This window comes from Oceanobacillus halophilus (assembly GCF_003628505.1).
Taxonomy (GTDB): Bacteria; Bacillota; Bacilli; order Bacillales; family Amphibacillaceae; genus Oceanobacillus; species Oceanobacillus halophilus.
On record NZ_RBZP01000016.1, the window covers coordinates 55,325 to 72,653 of the forward strand.

General features: G+C 35.4%; 21 protein-coding genes, 2 rRNA genes and 1 riboswitch. Of the genes, 4 read left to right on the forward strand and 19 right to left on the reverse strand.

Annotation, left to right across the window (positions count from 1 at the left end; all coding sequences use genetic code 11):
- Positions 1 to 27 precede the first annotated feature (27 nt).
- The gene (locus tag D8M06_RS15325) at positions 28 to 255 is read left to right on the forward strand and encodes a hypothetical protein (RefSeq protein WP_121205472.1); all 228 of its coding nucleotides are present in this window, start codon (positions 28 to 30) and stop codon (positions 253 to 255) included.
- 31 nt (positions 256 to 286) lie between these two features.
- Here D8M06_RS15325 and D8M06_RS15330 read toward each other — a convergent pair whose 3' ends face one another.
- The 3 genes from D8M06_RS15330 to dapA form a co-directional block, all read right to left on the reverse strand.
- Positions 287 to 1,249 carry an MBL fold metallo-hydrolase gene (locus D8M06_RS15330; RefSeq protein ID WP_121205473.1) on the reverse strand — a complete coding sequence of 321 codons (963 nt, stop codon included), beginning with the start codon at positions 1,247 to 1,249 and terminating at the stop codon, positions 287 to 289.
- 143 nt (positions 1,250 to 1,392) lie between these two features.
- Positions 1,393 to 1,542, reverse strand: coding sequence for a small acid-soluble spore protein O (sspO, locus tag D8M06_RS15335; protein WP_121205475.1), 150 nt, complete (start codon positions 1,540 to 1,542; stop codon positions 1,393 to 1,395).
- 109 nt (positions 1,543 to 1,651) lie between these two features.
- A complete protein-coding gene (gene dapA, locus D8M06_RS15340) occupies positions 1,652 to 2,548 on the reverse strand; it encodes a 4-hydroxy-tetrahydrodipicolinate synthase (protein WP_121205476.1) in 897 nt (298 codons plus the stop codon).
- Between the two features lie 110 nt (positions 2,549 to 2,658).
- A riboswitch (Lysine riboswitch) is annotated at positions 2,659 to 2,837 on the reverse strand.
- A gap of 262 nt (positions 2,838 to 3,099) precedes the next feature.
- Between dapA and D8M06_RS15345 the strand changes: the two genes are divergently transcribed.
- Complete coding sequence (locus D8M06_RS15345) at positions 3,100 to 3,561, forward strand: hypothetical protein (protein ID WP_121205478.1); 462 nt, start codon at positions 3,100 to 3,102, stop codon at positions 3,559 to 3,561.
- A 58-nt stretch (positions 3,562 to 3,619) separates the two neighbouring features.
- On the opposite strand, the gene D8M06_RS15350 is transcribed toward D8M06_RS15345, so the two are convergent.
- From D8M06_RS15350 to D8M06_RS15375, 6 genes are all read right to left on the reverse strand, one after another.
- The gene (locus D8M06_RS15350; protein ID WP_121205479.1) at positions 3,620 to 4,375 is read right to left on the reverse strand and encodes a SurA N-terminal domain-containing protein; all 756 of its coding nucleotides are present in this window, start codon (positions 4,373 to 4,375) and stop codon (positions 3,620 to 3,622) included.
- A gap of 82 nt (positions 4,376 to 4,457) precedes the next feature.
- Positions 4,458 to 5,252, reverse strand: a complete 795-nt coding sequence (locus D8M06_RS15355; RefSeq protein ID WP_121205480.1) for an SDR family NAD(P)-dependent oxidoreductase — start codon at positions 5,250 to 5,252, stop codon at positions 4,458 to 4,460.
- A 187-nt stretch (positions 5,253 to 5,439) separates the two neighbouring features.
- Positions 5,440 to 5,760 carry a hypothetical protein gene (locus D8M06_RS15360; RefSeq protein WP_121205482.1) on the reverse strand — a complete coding sequence of 107 codons (321 nt, stop codon included), beginning with the start codon at positions 5,758 to 5,760 and terminating at the stop codon, positions 5,440 to 5,442.
- Between the two features lie 539 nt (positions 5,761 to 6,299).
- Positions 6,300 to 6,593, reverse strand: a complete 294-nt coding sequence (locus tag D8M06_RS15365) for a HesB/YadR/YfhF family protein (RefSeq protein ID WP_121205483.1) — start codon at positions 6,591 to 6,593, stop codon at positions 6,300 to 6,302.
- A gap of 160 nt (positions 6,594 to 6,753) precedes the next feature.
- On the reverse strand, positions 6,754 to 7,161 hold the full coding sequence (locus D8M06_RS15370; RefSeq protein WP_121205484.1) for a GNAT family N-acetyltransferase: 408 nt from the start codon (positions 7,159 to 7,161) through the stop codon (positions 6,754 to 6,756).
- Between the two features lie 228 nt (positions 7,162 to 7,389).
- The gene (locus D8M06_RS15375) at positions 7,390 to 7,821 is read right to left on the reverse strand and encodes a GNAT family N-acetyltransferase (RefSeq protein WP_121205486.1); all 432 of its coding nucleotides are present in this window, start codon (positions 7,819 to 7,821) and stop codon (positions 7,390 to 7,392) included.
- A 396-nt stretch (positions 7,822 to 8,217) separates the two neighbouring features.
- Here D8M06_RS15375 and D8M06_RS15380 point away from each other — a divergent pair, with 396 nt between their 5' ends.
- Complete coding sequence (locus D8M06_RS15380; protein WP_121205487.1) at positions 8,218 to 9,723, forward strand: BCCT family transporter; 1,506 nt, start codon at positions 8,218 to 8,220, stop codon at positions 9,721 to 9,723.
- A 346-nt stretch (positions 9,724 to 10,069) separates the two neighbouring features.
- Here the strand turns inward: D8M06_RS15380 and D8M06_RS15385 are convergent, their stop codons facing one another.
- The 7 genes from D8M06_RS15385 to D8M06_RS15415 form a co-directional block, all read right to left on the reverse strand.
- Complete coding sequence (locus D8M06_RS15385; RefSeq protein WP_206613294.1) at positions 10,070 to 11,302, reverse strand: NAD-dependent epimerase/dehydratase family protein; 1,233 nt, start codon at positions 11,300 to 11,302, stop codon at positions 10,070 to 10,072.
- A 295-nt stretch (positions 11,303 to 11,597) separates the two neighbouring features.
- Positions 11,598 to 12,680 carry a HAMP domain-containing sensor histidine kinase gene (locus tag D8M06_RS15390; RefSeq protein WP_241558967.1) on the reverse strand — a complete coding sequence of 361 codons (1,083 nt, stop codon included), beginning with the start codon at positions 12,678 to 12,680 and terminating at the stop codon, positions 11,598 to 11,600.
- Positions 12,664 to 13,356 (reverse strand): response regulator transcription factor, encoded by a 693-nt coding sequence (locus tag D8M06_RS15395; RefSeq protein ID WP_121205491.1) that lies wholly within the window; start codon positions 13,354 to 13,356, stop codon positions 12,664 to 12,666. Before D8M06_RS15395 ends, D8M06_RS15390 begins: the two co-directional genes overlap by 17 nt.
- Before the next feature lie 17 nt (positions 13,357 to 13,373).
- Positions 13,374 to 13,901 carry a TlpA family protein disulfide reductase gene (locus tag D8M06_RS15400; protein WP_121205492.1) on the reverse strand — a complete coding sequence of 176 codons (528 nt, stop codon included), beginning with the start codon at positions 13,899 to 13,901 and terminating at the stop codon, positions 13,374 to 13,376.
- Between the two features lie 17 nt (positions 13,902 to 13,918).
- Positions 13,919 to 14,677 carry a cytochrome c biogenesis CcdA family protein gene (locus D8M06_RS15405; protein ID WP_121205493.1) on the reverse strand — a complete coding sequence of 253 codons (759 nt, stop codon included), beginning with the start codon at positions 14,675 to 14,677 and terminating at the stop codon, positions 13,919 to 13,921.
- On the reverse strand, positions 14,678 to 15,340 hold the full coding sequence (locus tag D8M06_RS15410) for a hypothetical protein (protein ID WP_241558966.1): 663 nt from the start codon (positions 15,338 to 15,340) through the stop codon (positions 14,678 to 14,680).
- A gap of 211 nt (positions 15,341 to 15,551) precedes the next feature.
- Positions 15,552 to 15,797 carry a hypothetical protein gene (locus D8M06_RS15415; protein ID WP_121205494.1) on the reverse strand — a complete coding sequence of 82 codons (246 nt, stop codon included), beginning with the start codon at positions 15,795 to 15,797 and terminating at the stop codon, positions 15,552 to 15,554.
- A gap of 244 nt (positions 15,798 to 16,041) precedes the next feature.
- On the opposite strand from D8M06_RS15415, the gene D8M06_RS15420 reads away from it, so the two are divergent.
- Positions 16,042 to 16,320, forward strand: coding sequence for a hypothetical protein (locus tag D8M06_RS15420; RefSeq protein ID WP_121205495.1), 279 nt, complete (start codon positions 16,042 to 16,044; stop codon positions 16,318 to 16,320).
- Between the two features lie 30 nt (positions 16,321 to 16,350).
- Here the strand turns inward: D8M06_RS15420 and D8M06_RS15425 are convergent, their stop codons facing one another.
- The 3 genes from D8M06_RS15425 to D8M06_RS15435 all read right to left on the reverse strand — a co-directional run.
- Positions 16,351 to 16,857, reverse strand: coding sequence for a GNAT family N-acetyltransferase (locus tag D8M06_RS15425; RefSeq protein WP_121205496.1), 507 nt, complete (start codon positions 16,855 to 16,857; stop codon positions 16,351 to 16,353).
- A 133-nt stretch (positions 16,858 to 16,990) separates the two neighbouring features.
- Positions 16,991 to 17,105 (reverse strand): 5S ribosomal RNA (gene rrf, locus D8M06_RS15430).
- A gap of 125 nt (positions 17,106 to 17,230) precedes the next feature.
- A 23S ribosomal RNA gene (locus D8M06_RS15435) occupies positions 17,231 to 17,329 on the reverse strand; the annotation flags it as partial.

Genomic DNA, 17,329 nt, shown 5'->3' on the forward strand with positions numbered 1-17,329 from the left:
GATGAGAACCATTTAGGAGGGACTAAAATGACTTTATCAAAAGCCAAGAAACAACGTAAAAAGCAGGTTAGAGAAGGGAGATTAAATCCTGAAATTAACCGAAGCCCGTACGCACAGCTTGATTTAAGGACAAGAAAGACAAAGACCAAAAAAGACAACCTATACCGCATAAAACACAAGAATCGTCTACCTCAGAAAGGGGATAACGATTCTTTTTTATGCTTTTATCGGCCTTGTACAACTGAAACATACTGAATTGAATAGCGCCTGTCATCCCAGAATATGATCATTCAACGATATAATAATGCCATACCCCATCTTCCTTCTCTTTAGTAATCTCTTGATTAGCTTCCATATAATCAAGATGACCAATAATTTCTGACATCACGAGTGAAAATTGAGTTTCATAGCTCTTTTTATAAAAATTCTTCGCAATCTCATTTCCAGTCCTATATCCTTGATTAATCAATTTCTTCAGTTTCTCAGCTTTTTTGTCAATACCAGTTATTCTTTTAGTTAGTAATTCATGTGGATTTTCTATAACTACCCCATGCCCAGGATATATTCGATAGACATCTAAGTTTTGAACATTTTCTAAGGAGTTCTTGTGTTGAATTAATGAGGGAAGGCGTCTACCTTCGTAATCAGGTTCCACCAAGGCATTACTAGAAATATGCTCAAGTAGGAGGTCCCCACCTATAAGCTCTCCTCTTGGTTTATCAAACAAAGCTATCTGGTCCGGAGCATGGCCAGGAACTTCAATTACTTCGAAACCCAAATGTTCCTTTCCAATAGGTAAAATATCCGTTTCGAGTGCTTGACTGCTGTTTTTTTCCATTGCTTTCTTTAAATAAGCTACTCGTTTATCCCCTTCTGCTCCGCAGCCCATTTCTTTATATAAACTAACATAAAATTCTAGTCTCATTTGGAAAAAGTCAGGGTCTCTTTTTAAACGTGGAATTGCTTCTTTGTGTGCAAATACCGGTATGGAGTATTTTTCCGTAATTCGATTCACAAGCCCTACATGGTCAATATGGTTGTGCGTCAAAATAATCTCATCCAAATCACTTATAGAAAAGCCATTCTTCCCTAATGTTTTATGTAGTAATGCAAAACTCTCCTCATTGTTCCACCCAGCATCAACTAAAACTAATTTTAAATCTGTTTTAACCAAATAAAAATTAACTGTTTTCAGATTCCTATCATCTACCATAATAGGGTAAATGCGATACTTTCCTTTCTCTTCCATTCCCTGTAACCCCTCTCTTATTTCTGTCCATAAATTCCGAGTTCCAACTTATTTCCTATTTCTACATTTATCGTAGATATTCCTTTATTATTTGAAAATACCCCCTCATTTTATCCTAGGAGGGGGATTTCGAAAATGTTCACTTATTGACGTTTCTTTGTTTTTTTATTGTTAAACTTTTCATTTGCCTTCAGTGGCTCATTAGCAAATTCATGATCAAACTGTTTGGACATATGCTTTCTTGCAGCTTGTTCATCACTCAGTACAGTTGGTTGTTTTCTTTTGAAAGTCATTCATGAACACCTCCATACACCTATTTTGTCAAAGTGCCCGGGTCCCTATGTATGAAAATGTTGCCATATAAATAAAGGGAATAAGCCTCAAAGACCTATCCCCTAGCTATTAATATCCAGCTACTTCTTCCTTATCTTCATAATTAGCCAATACTTGGAATAGTGCAGCACGTTCTGTTTCGTTTAAAGGAACTAATGGTAAACGTACACCACCAACTGGTACCCCAATGTGATTTAGTGCTTCCTTCAATGGGGTTGGACTTGGCGCAGCAAACAATGCTTTCATCATAGGCAAAATATGACGATGCATAGAAGCAGCGTATGCTACATCCCCATTTTTAAAATGCTGAATCATATCTTGCATTTCATTACCAATAATATGAGATGAAACAGAAACAACACCGGTTCCTCCCACTGCAATTGTCGGTAATGTTAAACCATCTTCTCCTGTATAAACACTAAAGTCATCAGCCGTTTTACTAATGATTTCAGCGACGTTATCTAGATTTCCACTTGCTTCCTTAACGGAAACAATATTATCCACCTGTGAAAGACGAATGATTGTTGAAGGTTCAATATTCACTACACTACGACCTGGAATATTATAAACCATTATAGGTAAATTTGTACTTTCTGCAATAGTACGAAAATGTTGATATAATCCCTCTTGAGACGGTTTATTATAGTATGGGGCAACAAGCATAATCGCATCTACACCGATTGCTGTTGCTTCTTTTGTTAATTCCACAGATGCTTTTGTATTATTTGAACCAGTCCCAGCAATAACAGGTACTCTTCCACCCACAACATCTACCACAAACTTAAACAAACTTAATTTTTCTTCGTGGGATAAAGTTGGAGATTCCCCAGTTGTCCCAGCAACAACTAATCCATCTGAACCATTTGAAATTAAATAATTGATTAATCCTTTTGTCGCTTCAAAATCAATATCTCCACTTTGATCAAATGGAGTTACCATTGCTGTTAATACATTACCGAAATGCATAACTACACACCCTTTTCTAATATTTTTCGTGTTTCTCGAGAGTGCGGAGGACCAAATTAAAAAGCAACAACGAGAGAGGCCGCTGTTGCTAGAACATTTGTATACGTTCTTAGCTAGATAGCCCTCCATATAGTCTCCTATATGACAGTCCTGTATTTATTCAATAACAGAACCAACTTCAGGATTATGAGATTCCATCCGCTTCGGCAAATTCCCCTTTCCTTAGGCTTCATAGGAGCTCATCCTCCTCCACATAAGTACTAATGGTTTCTGCACCTCTATCCTTACTTTAAAAACACTAAAATAAGAAAGTATTATATATTAACTCTACTGTATCAAATATATACATATAAAACAAGCACTTTTTAATGTTCGATAAAAGTCAAAGATAGAAGCCAGCTATTCGTATTTTTCCCAAAAACAGTGGTATAATATGGTAGAATTCATTAGAAAACTTGGCTATCGCCAAGCCTTTCGGCGACAGCCTTAGTTAAACCTATGCAGGAAGAAAGTATTTACTTTCCGATCTGCTAAAAAAATTTGGAGGAAATATGCTTACATTTGAAGAAAAACTTTCAATTATAGAATCCTTTCCAGAATTAACACGACACAACGTCTCACTAGGTCGCGTGAACTTTCATTATGATGATAGTATATTCGAAAAAAAAATAGTTGTGTATCGCCTGCATCCTAATGGCAATGGCTATGTATATGCTGAGAAAATCGAAAATGGAGATTATGATGTAGATGCTAAAGGAATGGTAAATATTCGAGAATTTTCAAAAGGAGAACTCCGAGAAATAATAACTAAGTCCATCACATCATTATCCGAAATTGAATTAGAAGAGACTTGGGTAAATGATGAAAATCAAAAATTAAAACTTGTTCACGACTTTGATTTATGGAATATTTACGCAGGAGATTTATTAGATGGAACTTATGTCTCGTATAATGCTGCAGCAGATTACTTGCAACAAGAGGGATTTAGACGTGTACCTAATGAAGAAGAATAATATTGGTCATGAGGTTCAAAAAAACCAGGTTCTCTCTGAACCTGGTTTTTTATAGTTATTATAAATTGATAGTTACCTCTGCTTCATCACGAAGTTTGTCTACAAGCGTTTGTGTTACTTCTGATTCTTTCTGACTCTTAACTTGCGCTTCCAGGTCCGGTTTCATTTCATCAAATGATGGAAGTTCCTCTTCTGATTCCATTTGCTCCTGGTATGCAATAATTTGATCATACGCTTCTTGTAATTCTTCTTCTGTTGGTTCAATATCACCTGATTCTTCAGCAATCAGCTTATCAACTTTTACCTGCACTTTAATTAATGACATTATTTCTTGTTCTTCCATACCTTGTTCTTGCAAAGCTGAAAGAAGATCATCTTGTGATTCAAGACCGCTTTGTTGAGCTAACTGATCTAAGGTTTCATTTACCTCTTCATCAGATACGTCAAAAGCGCGGTTGTCCGCTTCCTGGATCAGAAGTTCCTGACCAATCAAACTTTCTACCATCTGTTCTTTTAACAACTCTTGGTCAAGTTCTTGTCCAGAAAACTGCGCCTGCATAGCAGCTTGTTGAAATTGCCCTTGGTAAGTTGACACAAAGTCCTCTTTTGATATTTCTTGTCCATTTACTTCTGCCACAACTTCAGGAATATCCTCTAAATCAGGCTCAGGCATTTCTGGTTGTTCCGCGTTTTCTGCTGCATCTTCTTGTACTTCTTCTGTATTATCTTCAGCAGACTCTTCGTCATTTCCACATGCAGCCAGTACTATTGCTGCTAACACAAAAGTTAAAGTTAATAACCACTTTTTATTCATATCAAGTTCCTTTCTTTTTAAGTGTTAGTGGCAATTGTAACATATTTTATAACCATGTACACCTAATATTGCTAACCTTTGTCTATTTTTTATTTAGCAAATTTCCTGCTAATTTATCTGCTATTGATGGGAATAGGGTATATAATACACTCCCGATATTCATCCATCTTGGAAGATTTAATTCTCTCTTAGGAACGATCATTAATTGAACAATTTTATCGGCAACCCACTCAGATTGAAGCATATATTTCTTTACATTCTGCACGTAATTTCCAGACTGATCAGCAATCGAAAAGAAATTTGTTTCAATTGGACCCGGATTAACAGCAGATACTTGAATATTCGTTTTTGCTAATTCCATTCTCAGAGAATTAGTAAAGCCAAGCACTGCATGTTTAGTAGCTGCGTATCCACTTGATTTCGGTGTTGCGAGTTTCCCTGCTTGTGAGCCTATATTGATGATATGTCCCGTGCCCTTTTCCAACATACCTGGCAACACCTGTTTTGTACAAGCCATTAAACCAAGTACATTTACATCAAACATTCTCTCGATATCCTCCATTCGAGCCCCATTAAAAGCATCAAAAACGCCAAATCCAGCGTTATTCAATAATATATCGATATCCCCTACTTCTTCATCTATTTTCCCAAAAACTTCTATTACTTGATCCGTATCACTTACATCAAGTGGAAAATAAATACATGCAACAGAAGACTCTGTTTTTATCTTTCTTGTAAGTTCCTTGAGTTTATCTTCTGATCGAGCTAAAAGAATAGGTTGTGCACCTTTTTTCGCAACTTTTAACGCCACCTTCTCACCAATACCTGAGGATGCTCCAGTAATTACAATCGTTTTATTCTGTAATGTTTTCATCATACACCTCTTTATCTGTAACTATCATACTACCATTTGCCTCAACATACCAAATAGCAAAGAGGTACGTGAGCCTTAGCTACACATATACTTTGTACTTTTGAAATCATACTGCGTAGATATTCTTCAATACTAAAATATTATATTTCATAAAAAAAGCCCAGATTCTAAACAAAACCAGGCCTTTAGACTAATGACAAATCCCTAAATTAAAAGCAGCAATTTTCAGTTGAGAAAATATAACAAATCCCCAAGCAAATAATCCTATTCCTCTTACCAAATACCATTTATAGATTTTCTTATAAAACTTATGGATAACAAATAATAAAATGGATGTGATTGTAAATGCAGTTGTTAGACCTAACATTGCTGAATAAGTGGAAGTCCAGTAGAAGTTATTAAACATTGGAATAACAGTGGTAGGTGTATAAAAGGCAGCTACATAATAAATCCCTAATCCCCATGAAAGAAGTATGAAACCAAGCAGGAGATACACGGAGTATTTCCTCAATCTTAACTCCCCCTCTAAAATACCAAGTAAATCAATTGGTTTATTTTTATTTTATTCTGTGAACGGAATATTGTCAATCAGAATTTTCTTATAAACCAACAGATTTAAAAATAAAGGCTGTTTTCTAAAATGATTACCGAATAATTTTACGTCGCATTTTAATATAAACTACGACATAATTATCAATTGGATGGAGTGTGATAAATCGGAAATGCCAAAGCTTACATGTATATAGCCAATGTTCACAAGAAAAAATGTCGTCGATATCTGCTCCAGTTGTTGATATATTGCTATTTTCGTAGATAACTTATCATTTCTTGTTGAAATAACCTTCCCCCAAAGATAGCCGGGTGTATTTCCAGAGCAGGAAACACACCAATCATCAATTTCGTACTCTCTACAACAGCGAACGATTAAAAAGCAACAAAGTTACGAAAAGAGCGAAAGCAAAAAACGAGCCTGAATTAATATCAAGCCCATTTTCATTCTTAAGTTACTATTAGAAAAAATGCCTGGAAGAATTTATCCACCTAGCATCATTATTTCCGTTCCTCGAAGTGGTATTCTACTTCCTCTTCTCCCATTTCTACTTTCATATCGTGTTCATCCAAGAACCAGGCATCCTTGTCGTTAAAGTAAAAGGTAATTCCCTCTACTTCATCTTTGATAGCAATTTTCCCGTTCTCCCCTGTAGTTAAACCTAAGAAATAATTCGGATGTACAGTTGGAATACCGCCATATATTTTCAAACGAAATTGTACGAGTTCTCCTTTTTCCAATCCCATTTCTTCTATAAACCATTTTGCTGCATCTTCAGTAACCTGTAACTTCATGTTCACACCTCATCTGTTGTAATAATTTTTTTGTGTCTGTTCAAAAATGACCGTTTTCTCTGTTTATCTTCTCCTATTTTATGGTTATAAACGATGGAAATTCCCCTGAAAAATAATAAACCTACATATCTAGGGTAAACCAAATTCCACTCAGAATCCATCAATCCATCTTTGCAAAAGAAACTAATGTCCCTTTATCACAAGAATTAAATCCATGTTTTTCATAAAAGGCTCTCACTTTTTTTGCTTCCTCCGTTAACAGAACTTTTTGTCGCACATTTTCATAACTGGAAAGCATTTGTCTCATAAGTTGGGAACCTATACCATATCTCTGATATTCTTTGAGTACTAAAATGTCCTGTATGTATAATATCGTTTCTCCATCACCTACAGCCCTAATTAATCCAACTAGTGTATTATTGTGCCACGCAGTGACAACTTTTAATGATTGTTGAATAGCTCGAATCAACTTTTGCATGTCATTTGTATATGCAGTCCATTGAGCATCATCATATAATCTTTTGATTTCTTCATTTTCAAGTAAGATATCTTCTTTTAATTCAATCATCTTAAGCCCCCAACATGGAATTTTATATTATCGAATAATTTTTGTCTCATTTCGTACGTTTTGTTGCGCTTTACTATATTAGAGTTGATCGAAATTGTTGATAATCTGAATTCATAATAATGTGCTTAACCCCGCTGTGGAAATACACTCACGCTTGCTGCGGGGAGGCTTGAGGCCGTGCCCGCGAACCGCAAGTATTCTGCCGGAGCGAATGGCAGCACCAATCTATTAGAAAAGTGCTTTTTTAAAAACATAACTTACTTTGTCATAATTCATCTTTTCTTCATAGAAACGGTGTGCGTCTTGCCGCTGTAGTCCTGAAGAAAGTGCCACACGATCATATTTATTTTCTATTGCCCAATTGTGGACATAAGATAGTAGTTGTTCTCCATAACCATTTGAGCGATGTTCTGAATCAGTAACCAGGTCACAAACCCAGACAAATCTTCCATAATAAAGTGTAATCATCGGTTTGAATCCTGTTACTGCAACCATTTCCCCATCTACATTCAGAGCAAACATTTTATAACAATCATATTGTTGTGCATCCAAGACAAGATTCAAATACTCAGACTCACTTAAATGGGTTCGTAACTGCCTTATAACCGGAAATGCCTCACGTATATCCTTTTCTAACTTCAATTCCCTTATCATTTCCATCCTCCTTCTCCCTCTTTTTAGTCAAAATAAATCCCACCGCAATGAAATATTGAATAAAATTTTAAAGTGCGAAAGTCCTGTGAAATTGGTTCAAGTTCTTCTTTCACAAAGTAGAATTCCTCGTCATCCCAAATTTCAATATTGTTTTCTCAGCAAATATTATGTTTTCTTCGCGTTTCAAATGCTATATCTCTAAATGATTATATTTAATCTACTGAACCATACTTCCATTTCCTCTTTCTTTGGCGTTATCGAACCTACTTCATTAAATTGGTTGTTTGTCCTATATCTTTTCTACCGCCAAACCTCTCACTTCTGTATAGTCTGATTACTATTAGAAATAATAACAACAATGATTCCGTTACAACAAAAGTATTTGGACGAAGGAGGCATTATATGAAAGGCGTCACTTCTGTTTTTTGGATAACACTAGCGATTGCAATAGTTATGTCATTTTTAGGCGTTTTAGTACCAGATAGCTTTGAGAATATTTCTGGGAAATGGATGAATTATATTTCTACCCATTTCGGCTGGTATTATCTTTTAGTCGTCACGTTATTCGTCATATTTTGTTTGTATTTAATTTTTAGTCCCTATGGGAAAATTCGACTTGGACGACAGGATGATAAACCAGAGTTCACTTATTCTTCGTGGTTTGCCATGTTATTTAGTGCAGGAATGGGGATTGGATTAGTCTTTTATGGTGCTGCCTCTCCAGTTTCCCACTTTCTAAAAACTCCTCCAACCGCAGAAGCCGGTACGAAAGAGGCACTCGAAGATTCGTTGCGTGTGACCTTTTTCCACTATGGCGTACATGCATGGGCAATTTATGCCATTGTCGCTTTAATATTAGCATATTTCACCTTTCGTCATGGAAAACGAGGCTTAGTAAGTTCTACACTTGAACCTTTGTTTGGAAAAAGTATGAAAGGAGCGTGGGGAAAGACTGTTGATATTCTCGCGGTTTTTGCTACGATTGTCGGTGTTGCTACTACATTAGGTTTCGGTGCAACGCAAATCAATGGTGGTTTCTCTTACCTGCTTGGACTTGATAATTCATTTCTTGTACAACTAGTTATCATTATCGTAGTTACCTTTTTATTCATGATATCTGCCTATTCCGGATTAGGAAAAGGTATAAAATACTTGAGTAATGTCAATATGTGGCTGGCAATAGTTCTATTTATATCCACACTAATACTAGGGCCAACCCAATATATTCTAAACTCTTTTACGAATACAATAGGAACATATATACAAAGTCTTCCAACAGAGAGTTTAAGGTTGGCACCAAATGACCCACAACAAAGGCAATGGGTGATGGATTGGACAGTATTTTTCTGGGCGTGGTGGATTGCCTGGGCTCCTTTTGTTGGTATATTCATCGCGAGAATATCTAGAGGAAGAACGATCAGAGAGTTTTTGTCTGGTGTGCTGCTTGTTCCGTCTATTGTTGGTTTTTTATGGTTTTCAGCATTCGGTATATCAGGGATTGATGCTCAAAACAAAGGAACAGACATAGCTGGTCTCCCTGATGAACAAGCATTATTCGGTTTATTCGACACATTCCCTTTCAGTATCGTTTTATCTATTCTAGCTATGGTATTAATTGGAACTTTCTTTATTACTTCAGCAGACTCTGCAACATTTGTTTTAGGGATGCAGACGACAAACGGATCACTTGAACCTGGGAATACAGTAAAATTTGTATGGGGATTTTTCCAATCTGCCATTGCTGCAATTTTATTATATACTGGTGGCCTTCAAGCATTGCAAAATGCTTTAATTATAGCTGCGTTACCATTTTCCATTATCATGGTTTTCATGATAATATCCTTTTACAAAGCAATCAAAAAAGATAAATTAAGAATGGATAAAAAACAGCAAAACCCACAAATATAATTTTTATAAGGCTCTTTTTTAAAGATTGTTGCATTTTGTAACATGACTTTGTTTTATATTTTATATAAACGGTGGATATCCTTCATTCAAAATAGTATTCCACTAGCTTACACTGATGATTATTTTGTGCATTCTTTCGCTCCGGCAGAATACTTGCGGTTCGCGGGAACGGCCTCAGCCTTCCCGCGGAAAGCATAGTATATTTCTGTAGTGAAAGTAAAGCACCTTACTCTGATTTTCAGCTTATCAGGAATTTCTAGCAACTATAAAAATTCAAAAAGCAACAAACTATACGAGAAGAGCCTTTTATAAAAATGAGCGTACTTATTTTGACGCTCATTTTTAATTAATTCATTAAATTCTCTTCCTCTTTTTCAGGTATTCCTGGCTTCTGGTCTCTTGTCCAAGTACTTGTTGCAGGAATTTTCGAGTGGTCTGCACGGTCAGCATATTTTCTAGCTACTTCTGTCACTTCTCTTAATAATCCTTCACTTAAGGTAATCGGTTCTAAGCCTTTGGATAGGAATAAATCATTTTTAACATGCAATTCATTTTCTGCTGCTTCTTTACGAGGATTAGAAACATAAGCAATTTCTCCACCTGTAATTTCACTAACAAGTTTAGCCAAATCATTCACTCGATGTGTTTCAGTCATCTGATTAAATATCATAACCTTCTCATCATCAGCAGGAGGATTTTCAATAGCTAATTGAATACATCTTACTGTGTCCTGAATATGAATAAATGCGCGCGTCTGTCCTCCTGTACCATGAACCGTTATTGGATACCCAACTGCTGCCTGCATTAAGAAGCGATTTAATACTGTTCCGTAATCTCCATCATAATCAAATCGATTAATGAGTCTTTCATCAAGATTTGTTTCTCTAGTGTTTGTCCCCCAAACAATACCTTGATGAAGATCTGTTATCCGTAAATTATCATTTTTATTATAGTATTGGAATAGCAATTGATCTAGTGACTTTGTCATGTGATAGACAGAGCCAGGATTGGTTGGGTAAAGAATCTTTTGACTAACTTTTTCTCCTTCCTCCGTTTCTACTTCAACATCAAGATACCCCTCTGGTATCTTCATTCCAGCTGTACCGTAGCCATAAACTCCCATAGTTCCCAGATGTACAAGATGTACATCTAGTCCAGATTCTACAATTGCACATAGTACATTATGGCTGGCATTAATATTATTATTTACTGTATAACGTTTATTTTTAGGTGACTTCATCGAATAAGGCGCAGCTCGTTGTTCGGCAAAATGCACGATAACATCCGGTTCCTCTTCCTGCAATACTTTTAATAATTGGTCATATTCACTTGCTATATTCATATTATAAAAACCTATTTTCTTTTTTGAAATTTCTTCCCAAGTATTTAGTCTTGTACCTAAAGGTTGAATGGGTGTTAAAGATTCCGCTTCCAACTCGTTGTCAATGTCGCGGCGTGAAAGATTATCAATAATAATCACTTCATGCCCTAAATTGGACAGGTGAAGACTTGTAGGCCACCCACAAAAACCGTCTCCTCCTAAAACAATGACCTTTTTATTCATAACTGAATTATTCATATTGAACCACCTTTATCTAAAACTATTATCAATATATTCTATTTTATCAAAGCTAGGAAAAGAATGCTTATTTTTCTACCTTAAATTATCTTAACATTGATATATTTAAGGTAAATTAGATTATCTAGCTTCCTTTAAGGTGTATACTGTTTATTCGCTTGAAAGGGGTGATAACCATTTAATTTCTTTCTAAACACAAAAAAGCACAAAACCTTCTGTGATTTTGCACCCCAAAATTAAATAGCATTGAATGTTTTATAAAACTAACTCATCCATTTACTCCCAGAAATGTAATTTAGTCAGATATCGGCAAGGTAAACCAAAATGAATGATAATACTCATTAGACTCTAAGCCTATATTCCCATGATGATGTCCAATGATTTCCTTTGATATAGCAAGTCCTAGACCTCTTCCACCTGTTTCCTGAGATCTGGAAGGGTCAACTCGGTACATCCTTTCAAAAATCTTATCTCTTTCGTTATCTGGGATATGCAGCCCTGGTCCACTAACAGATAACCTATACTCTGTGTTGAGTACTTCCCCTTTTATTCGGATTGGCCCTTCACCTTCATAGTACCGTATAGCGTTATCAATTAAATTACTGATAACTTGAGTAATACCTCCAACATATACATGAACAAGTTGAGGTTCTATTTGTACAGAAGCCTTCATATCTTTCTCCGCCATCAATAATTGAAACATATCTACAGATTGTTCGATAAGTACACCTATATCTGTCTTTTCCTTTTGCATAAAACTCTGTTTAGATATGTGATCCCATTCTTTCAATTGATCGAGTTGTTCCAACATGCTTGTTAGCCGCTTTGATTCTAGGTATAGGGAACGATATAATTCTTTATCCCCCTCTAACACACCATTCTCTAAAGCTTTAAGGTATCCATTAATATTAGTTAACGGTGTACGAAATTCATGAGATAAATCTGATATGAGTTTTTTTCGATGTTCCTCATTGTCTTTTAATTGTTGGACTAAGTCATTAAAATGACCAATTAATTGCCCTATTTCTCCTGCTGAATTTGCCTCAATTCTCTTCGGGAACTGTCCCTCTTTCATTTCTTTCGTTGAATCTATCATGTCTTTCAATGGTTGGGTCATTTTTTTTGTTATATAAAAATGTATGAAACTTCCGATGAAAATTGTCGGTACACTAAGTAACCAAAGATACTGAAAGAGAGTGATATTAAATTGATTCTGCTTCTGTGGTGACATCACACTCATTCCATCAGCTAAAAAGCAAGCTGTATGATAAATCGCCCAGCTGCTGAGAATAATAAAAGAAGAAATAACAACAATGTTTACAAATGTCAAACGCCATAAAAACTCATTAGGTAACAACGATTTACGCCATTTTTTCATCAACAAACTTATACCCCATCCCTCGAACGGTCACTATCCGTCTCGGGGCTGACGGATGATCCTCTATTTTTTCTCTCAGCTTCTTAATATGGGCATCAATGGTACGATCTAATACTGTTTTTGCAGCATAGGGATACAAATGATTAAGTAGATTCTCTCTCGTTAAAACGATATTTGGATTTTCCATAAAATGATACAAAAGATTAAATTCATGTTTGGTCAATTTCAACTTTTTATCATATAGAAGCACTTCTCCCTTTCGAGGTTTAATGCATAATCCACTATAGGTTAATTTTTGACAAAATTGCCCCGTTCTGCGTAAAACCGCTTCTACATGAGCGACTAATTCTTCTGGCTCAAAAGGTTTTGTCATATAATCATCTGCACCCATCTTTAAGCCATTGATTTTGTCAGCAGTACTTGCTTTTGCAGACAACATAATAATAGACACTTCATTCCGTTCCTGTTCTCTCACCCATTGACAAAATTCCTCACCACTTAATTTAGGGAGCATTAAATCCAGAATGATTAAACAGGGATGATGAGTTAAGAATTCCTCTTGTGCTCTTATCCCATCTGATGCTTGTATTACCTGATAGCCAGCTTTATTCAAATAAGTACTGACTAGCTGACGAATCATCTGGTCATCTTCCACCACTAAAATTGTCTGTTTCACCCTATCCACCCCACACGCTACTTCAATTTATCCACTTCTTGTACCATTAAATCATAGTTCATTGCTCCGATCGCTTTGTACTGAATACGGCCTTCTGAATCGACCAAATAAGATGTAGGATAGGCACTCACCTGAAATAAACTTTCGACCTGTCCTTCCACATCCATTAAAATCGGGAAGGTTAATCCATAATCCTCAACGAACTCAACAACCCCCTCTTCACTTTTTTCGGAAGCCGTTAAATTAACTGCTAAAATTTCTACATCTTTATTTTCATATAGCTCCTGCATATCCGGCATTTCCGCTCGGCATGGTGGACACCATGTTGCCCAAAAGTTGATGAACACACGTTTACCACGGAAATCAGATAATTTTGCCGTTTCACCATTTAAGGTAGTTAGTTCAAAGTCTGGAGCAACTTGCCCTTGTTCAATACCCACTTCTACATCATTAGATGATGGGTTATCGTTATCTGAAAGAACAAAATCGTATAAAGCCCAACCAAGCATTCCGACTACAATAATAAGTAAAACCATTTTTTTCATGTATGTCTCCTCCAATCTTATCCTAATCTAGATAACCACGTACCATCGATTAACTCAAGTAAAAAAGCAGAAATCCTTGGCATTAAGCCAAGAAACAATACAAGTCCCATCAAGATCATAATAACACCGCCAACTTTCATAATGATACCACTATGCTTGACAATCCATCTGGTAGATCCCAGAAAGAAAGTTAATACAGTAAAAGGTAAAGCAAATCCGATAACATACATAAACGTATAAAACACTCCTTGGCCAGGATTGCTTGCTGCCAGAAGCAATATCGAACCAAAAATTGGACCGATACAAGGTGTCCATCCCGCTGCAAACCCTAACCCAATAAAAAAGGTACCGACATATCCTGTAGGTCTTTTGGAAGGTTGTAAACGCCTTTCTTTCATTAAAAACTTAATATTGATCCAACCAGCAATGAATAAGCCCATAAATATTAAAAACACTCCAGCAATACGCTGAATAAATAGACCTGAATCACCTAGTAATAAGTTTTGAATCCACTGTCCAAAAAAGGAAGCACTGGCACCTAAACTCAAGAATACTAAAGAAACACCTAACAGAAAAACTAATGAATGACTTAACAATTTCCCACGAATTTTATTCGTTTGATTTCCTTGCAACTCTTTCACACTTATACCTGTTATATAAGATAAGTATGCTGGGAATATCGGTAAAACACAAGGAGACAGAAAAGATAATGCTCCCGCACCAATTGCTAACATTGTACCAACTATTAATAACGTATCTGCTTCAATTCCACTCATTTATACATCCCTCTTTCTATTATTCAGATAGATAATGATGACATTTATTAGAAGAAATACTCCTACAAACCATACATCAATCATATAACCAAAAACGGTTATATATGGCTGAATTAAGGATAAGAGAAACATTCCAATAGACCATAATACTAGTATTGTAAAAAATGCCATATAATTAGATACATATCCCTGCATGAAAAGGAAAATAACCATTAAAATGACTATTACCACCATGTTTCCAAACGAGAAAGCATTGTCGTTCCATACAAATTGAATAAATTCATATAAAAACGAAGCAACTAAAAATACATGAATAAAGGAATGAATAAACGTAACAATATCCATTTGCTTCTTTTTATATTTATAAAAAAGTACAAAGCCGCTAAGTAATACGGAAAAATAAAAAGCTCTTGAATCACTAGGATAAGCTAATATTGCCAATGGGTCTTCAATAAAGATGGAGATATTCAAAATAATCTTCCCTATCCAAATAAAAATTACAAAGTTGATGAGTTGTGATATTATTTCTTCTACTTGTTCTTTCTTCTCTTTTTTCGACAGATCACTCATCATATAAAAAGTAATTAACCCTATAATGAAGCTAAATACCATGATTCCTACGGCTAATATCTTACTTGTAGCTGCCATTGGTTGTTCCTCCATTTCAAAATCCTTCTAATCCTACCATACCTGTCCAATGTTAAAATTTCATGAAAGAAGCATATCTAACTAATTATATTGTTACGAATTTGTGAATCAAAAAAAGACAAAGGAAATCATAAATAAAAATCCCTTGTCCAATAAATTGAAAACCATCCTTTTATAAAAACATCACAAAGGTTTATGAACGAATTATAAATAAGCTTCTTTCGGATTATAATTCAACATCATATTTTTCTTCTAGTTCCTTATAAATCTTTTTCAACTTTGGTTTCTTTGCAATAATATTTCGTGCTTGATAAGCTAAATTGATAACCTCACTATTCTGCTGTTCTTTTGGTAATCCTTTTTCATATTGATAGGTTTGGTGTAACGTATTATCTAATAATTGAAGAATAGAGTACTGAGTTTTCACTGCTTGCAGAAGTAATTCTTCTTTATTTTCTTTTGATTGCACCATTAGTATGTCTCCTTATATCTCTATTTCTAATTCTTCTTCATTAAATCATGTTTTACAACGAATATCCAGTTCCCCTTATACAACATATACACAGTATTTTCTACAATAACTGCTAACCTTGTTGTTTTTTCAAATGGAAGTGGTATACTCAAGTTGATTTATAGTAAGTTAACAAGTGAGCAACTATTTCACTTTGGGAAGATCGATGCAATAACCAAATCCCCCTTTAAAGGAGTGGAGTTAAATGCAAAATACAGAGGACAATCCTTTAGGTATCTATGGAACAAAAAGTTACTTTACTGAATGTTTTAAATTCAGTATTATGAACAATTTATTTAATGAACATCCTGATTCCTTAAAGAATATATATAATGATTTACTTACTGAAGTTACCGTTATTGCTGAAAATCAGGAGTCAAAACAACGATATTTAATTAATTTAAACAAAGCGTATAGCAATATACGAACGGAACTTGCAGGTGAAAAAGAGGAAGAAACATTATTTGAGTTAGTTCTACAATAGTAGTAAGCATCGGTACTTCCCTAATTTCCATTATTTAAGAAACAATGCCATATGTTCTTCATTATAGTAGTTGTCTTGGTAGACAAGCGCTTTTTCCTCTACACCAAATGTTTGAAATCCACATTTAATATAAAGTTCCTTTGCCTCCTTATTCGTTGTTACTACGGATAAATTAATTTTTTCAATGGTTTCTATTGATTGTGCTTTCTTGATTGCTTCCGATAGTAACGCTTGACCAACACCAGCACCACGCATTTTGGGAGTAACATACATAGCAAAAATACTAGCCCTGTGTCTGAGTTTTAGTGCTGATTCTTGAATTAATGTTATGACACCTATCAATTCTCCATCGATTAATGCCCCAAATGTGAAATTATACGTATCTATCAAATTACTCGCAACACGTCCTATTGGATTTTTTCTATTTTTAGCTTCTTCATAACTAGTAGCAAAAGCTTCTGGATTTTTTTGTAGTGCTTCTAATCTAATTTGCCAATATATTTCTGCATCATTTGATTGTAGTAATCTTATATTCATCTGAGATTCCTCCTTATGTATATTTTGTGGTTTTATTTTTCTCTGGAGATTTAAGAACGATGACTCTTAAAGACTAATTTTAATTGCAAAAAAGTACAGGATATGTTTTTAACATATCCTGTACTTTTAAATTGCCTAGCGGCGTCCTACTCTCGCAGGGGGAATCCCCAACTACCATCGGCGCTGGAGAGCTTAACTTCTGTGTTCGGCATGGGAACAGGTGTGACCTCTCCGCTATCGCTACCAGGCCTACATGATGTAGGTCGTTCGGTGTTCACAGGACGTGAACAGTTTTAACCGAACTTCCTTGAATGTTTTAAAGGTTTGTACCCTAAAAACTAAATAAGAGTAAATCTAAGACATCTTGAAGAAGTTAGTTAAGTCCTCGATCGATTAGTATTCGTCAGCTCCACATGTCACCACGCTTCCACCTCGAACCTATCAACCTCATCGTCTCTGAGGGATCTTACTC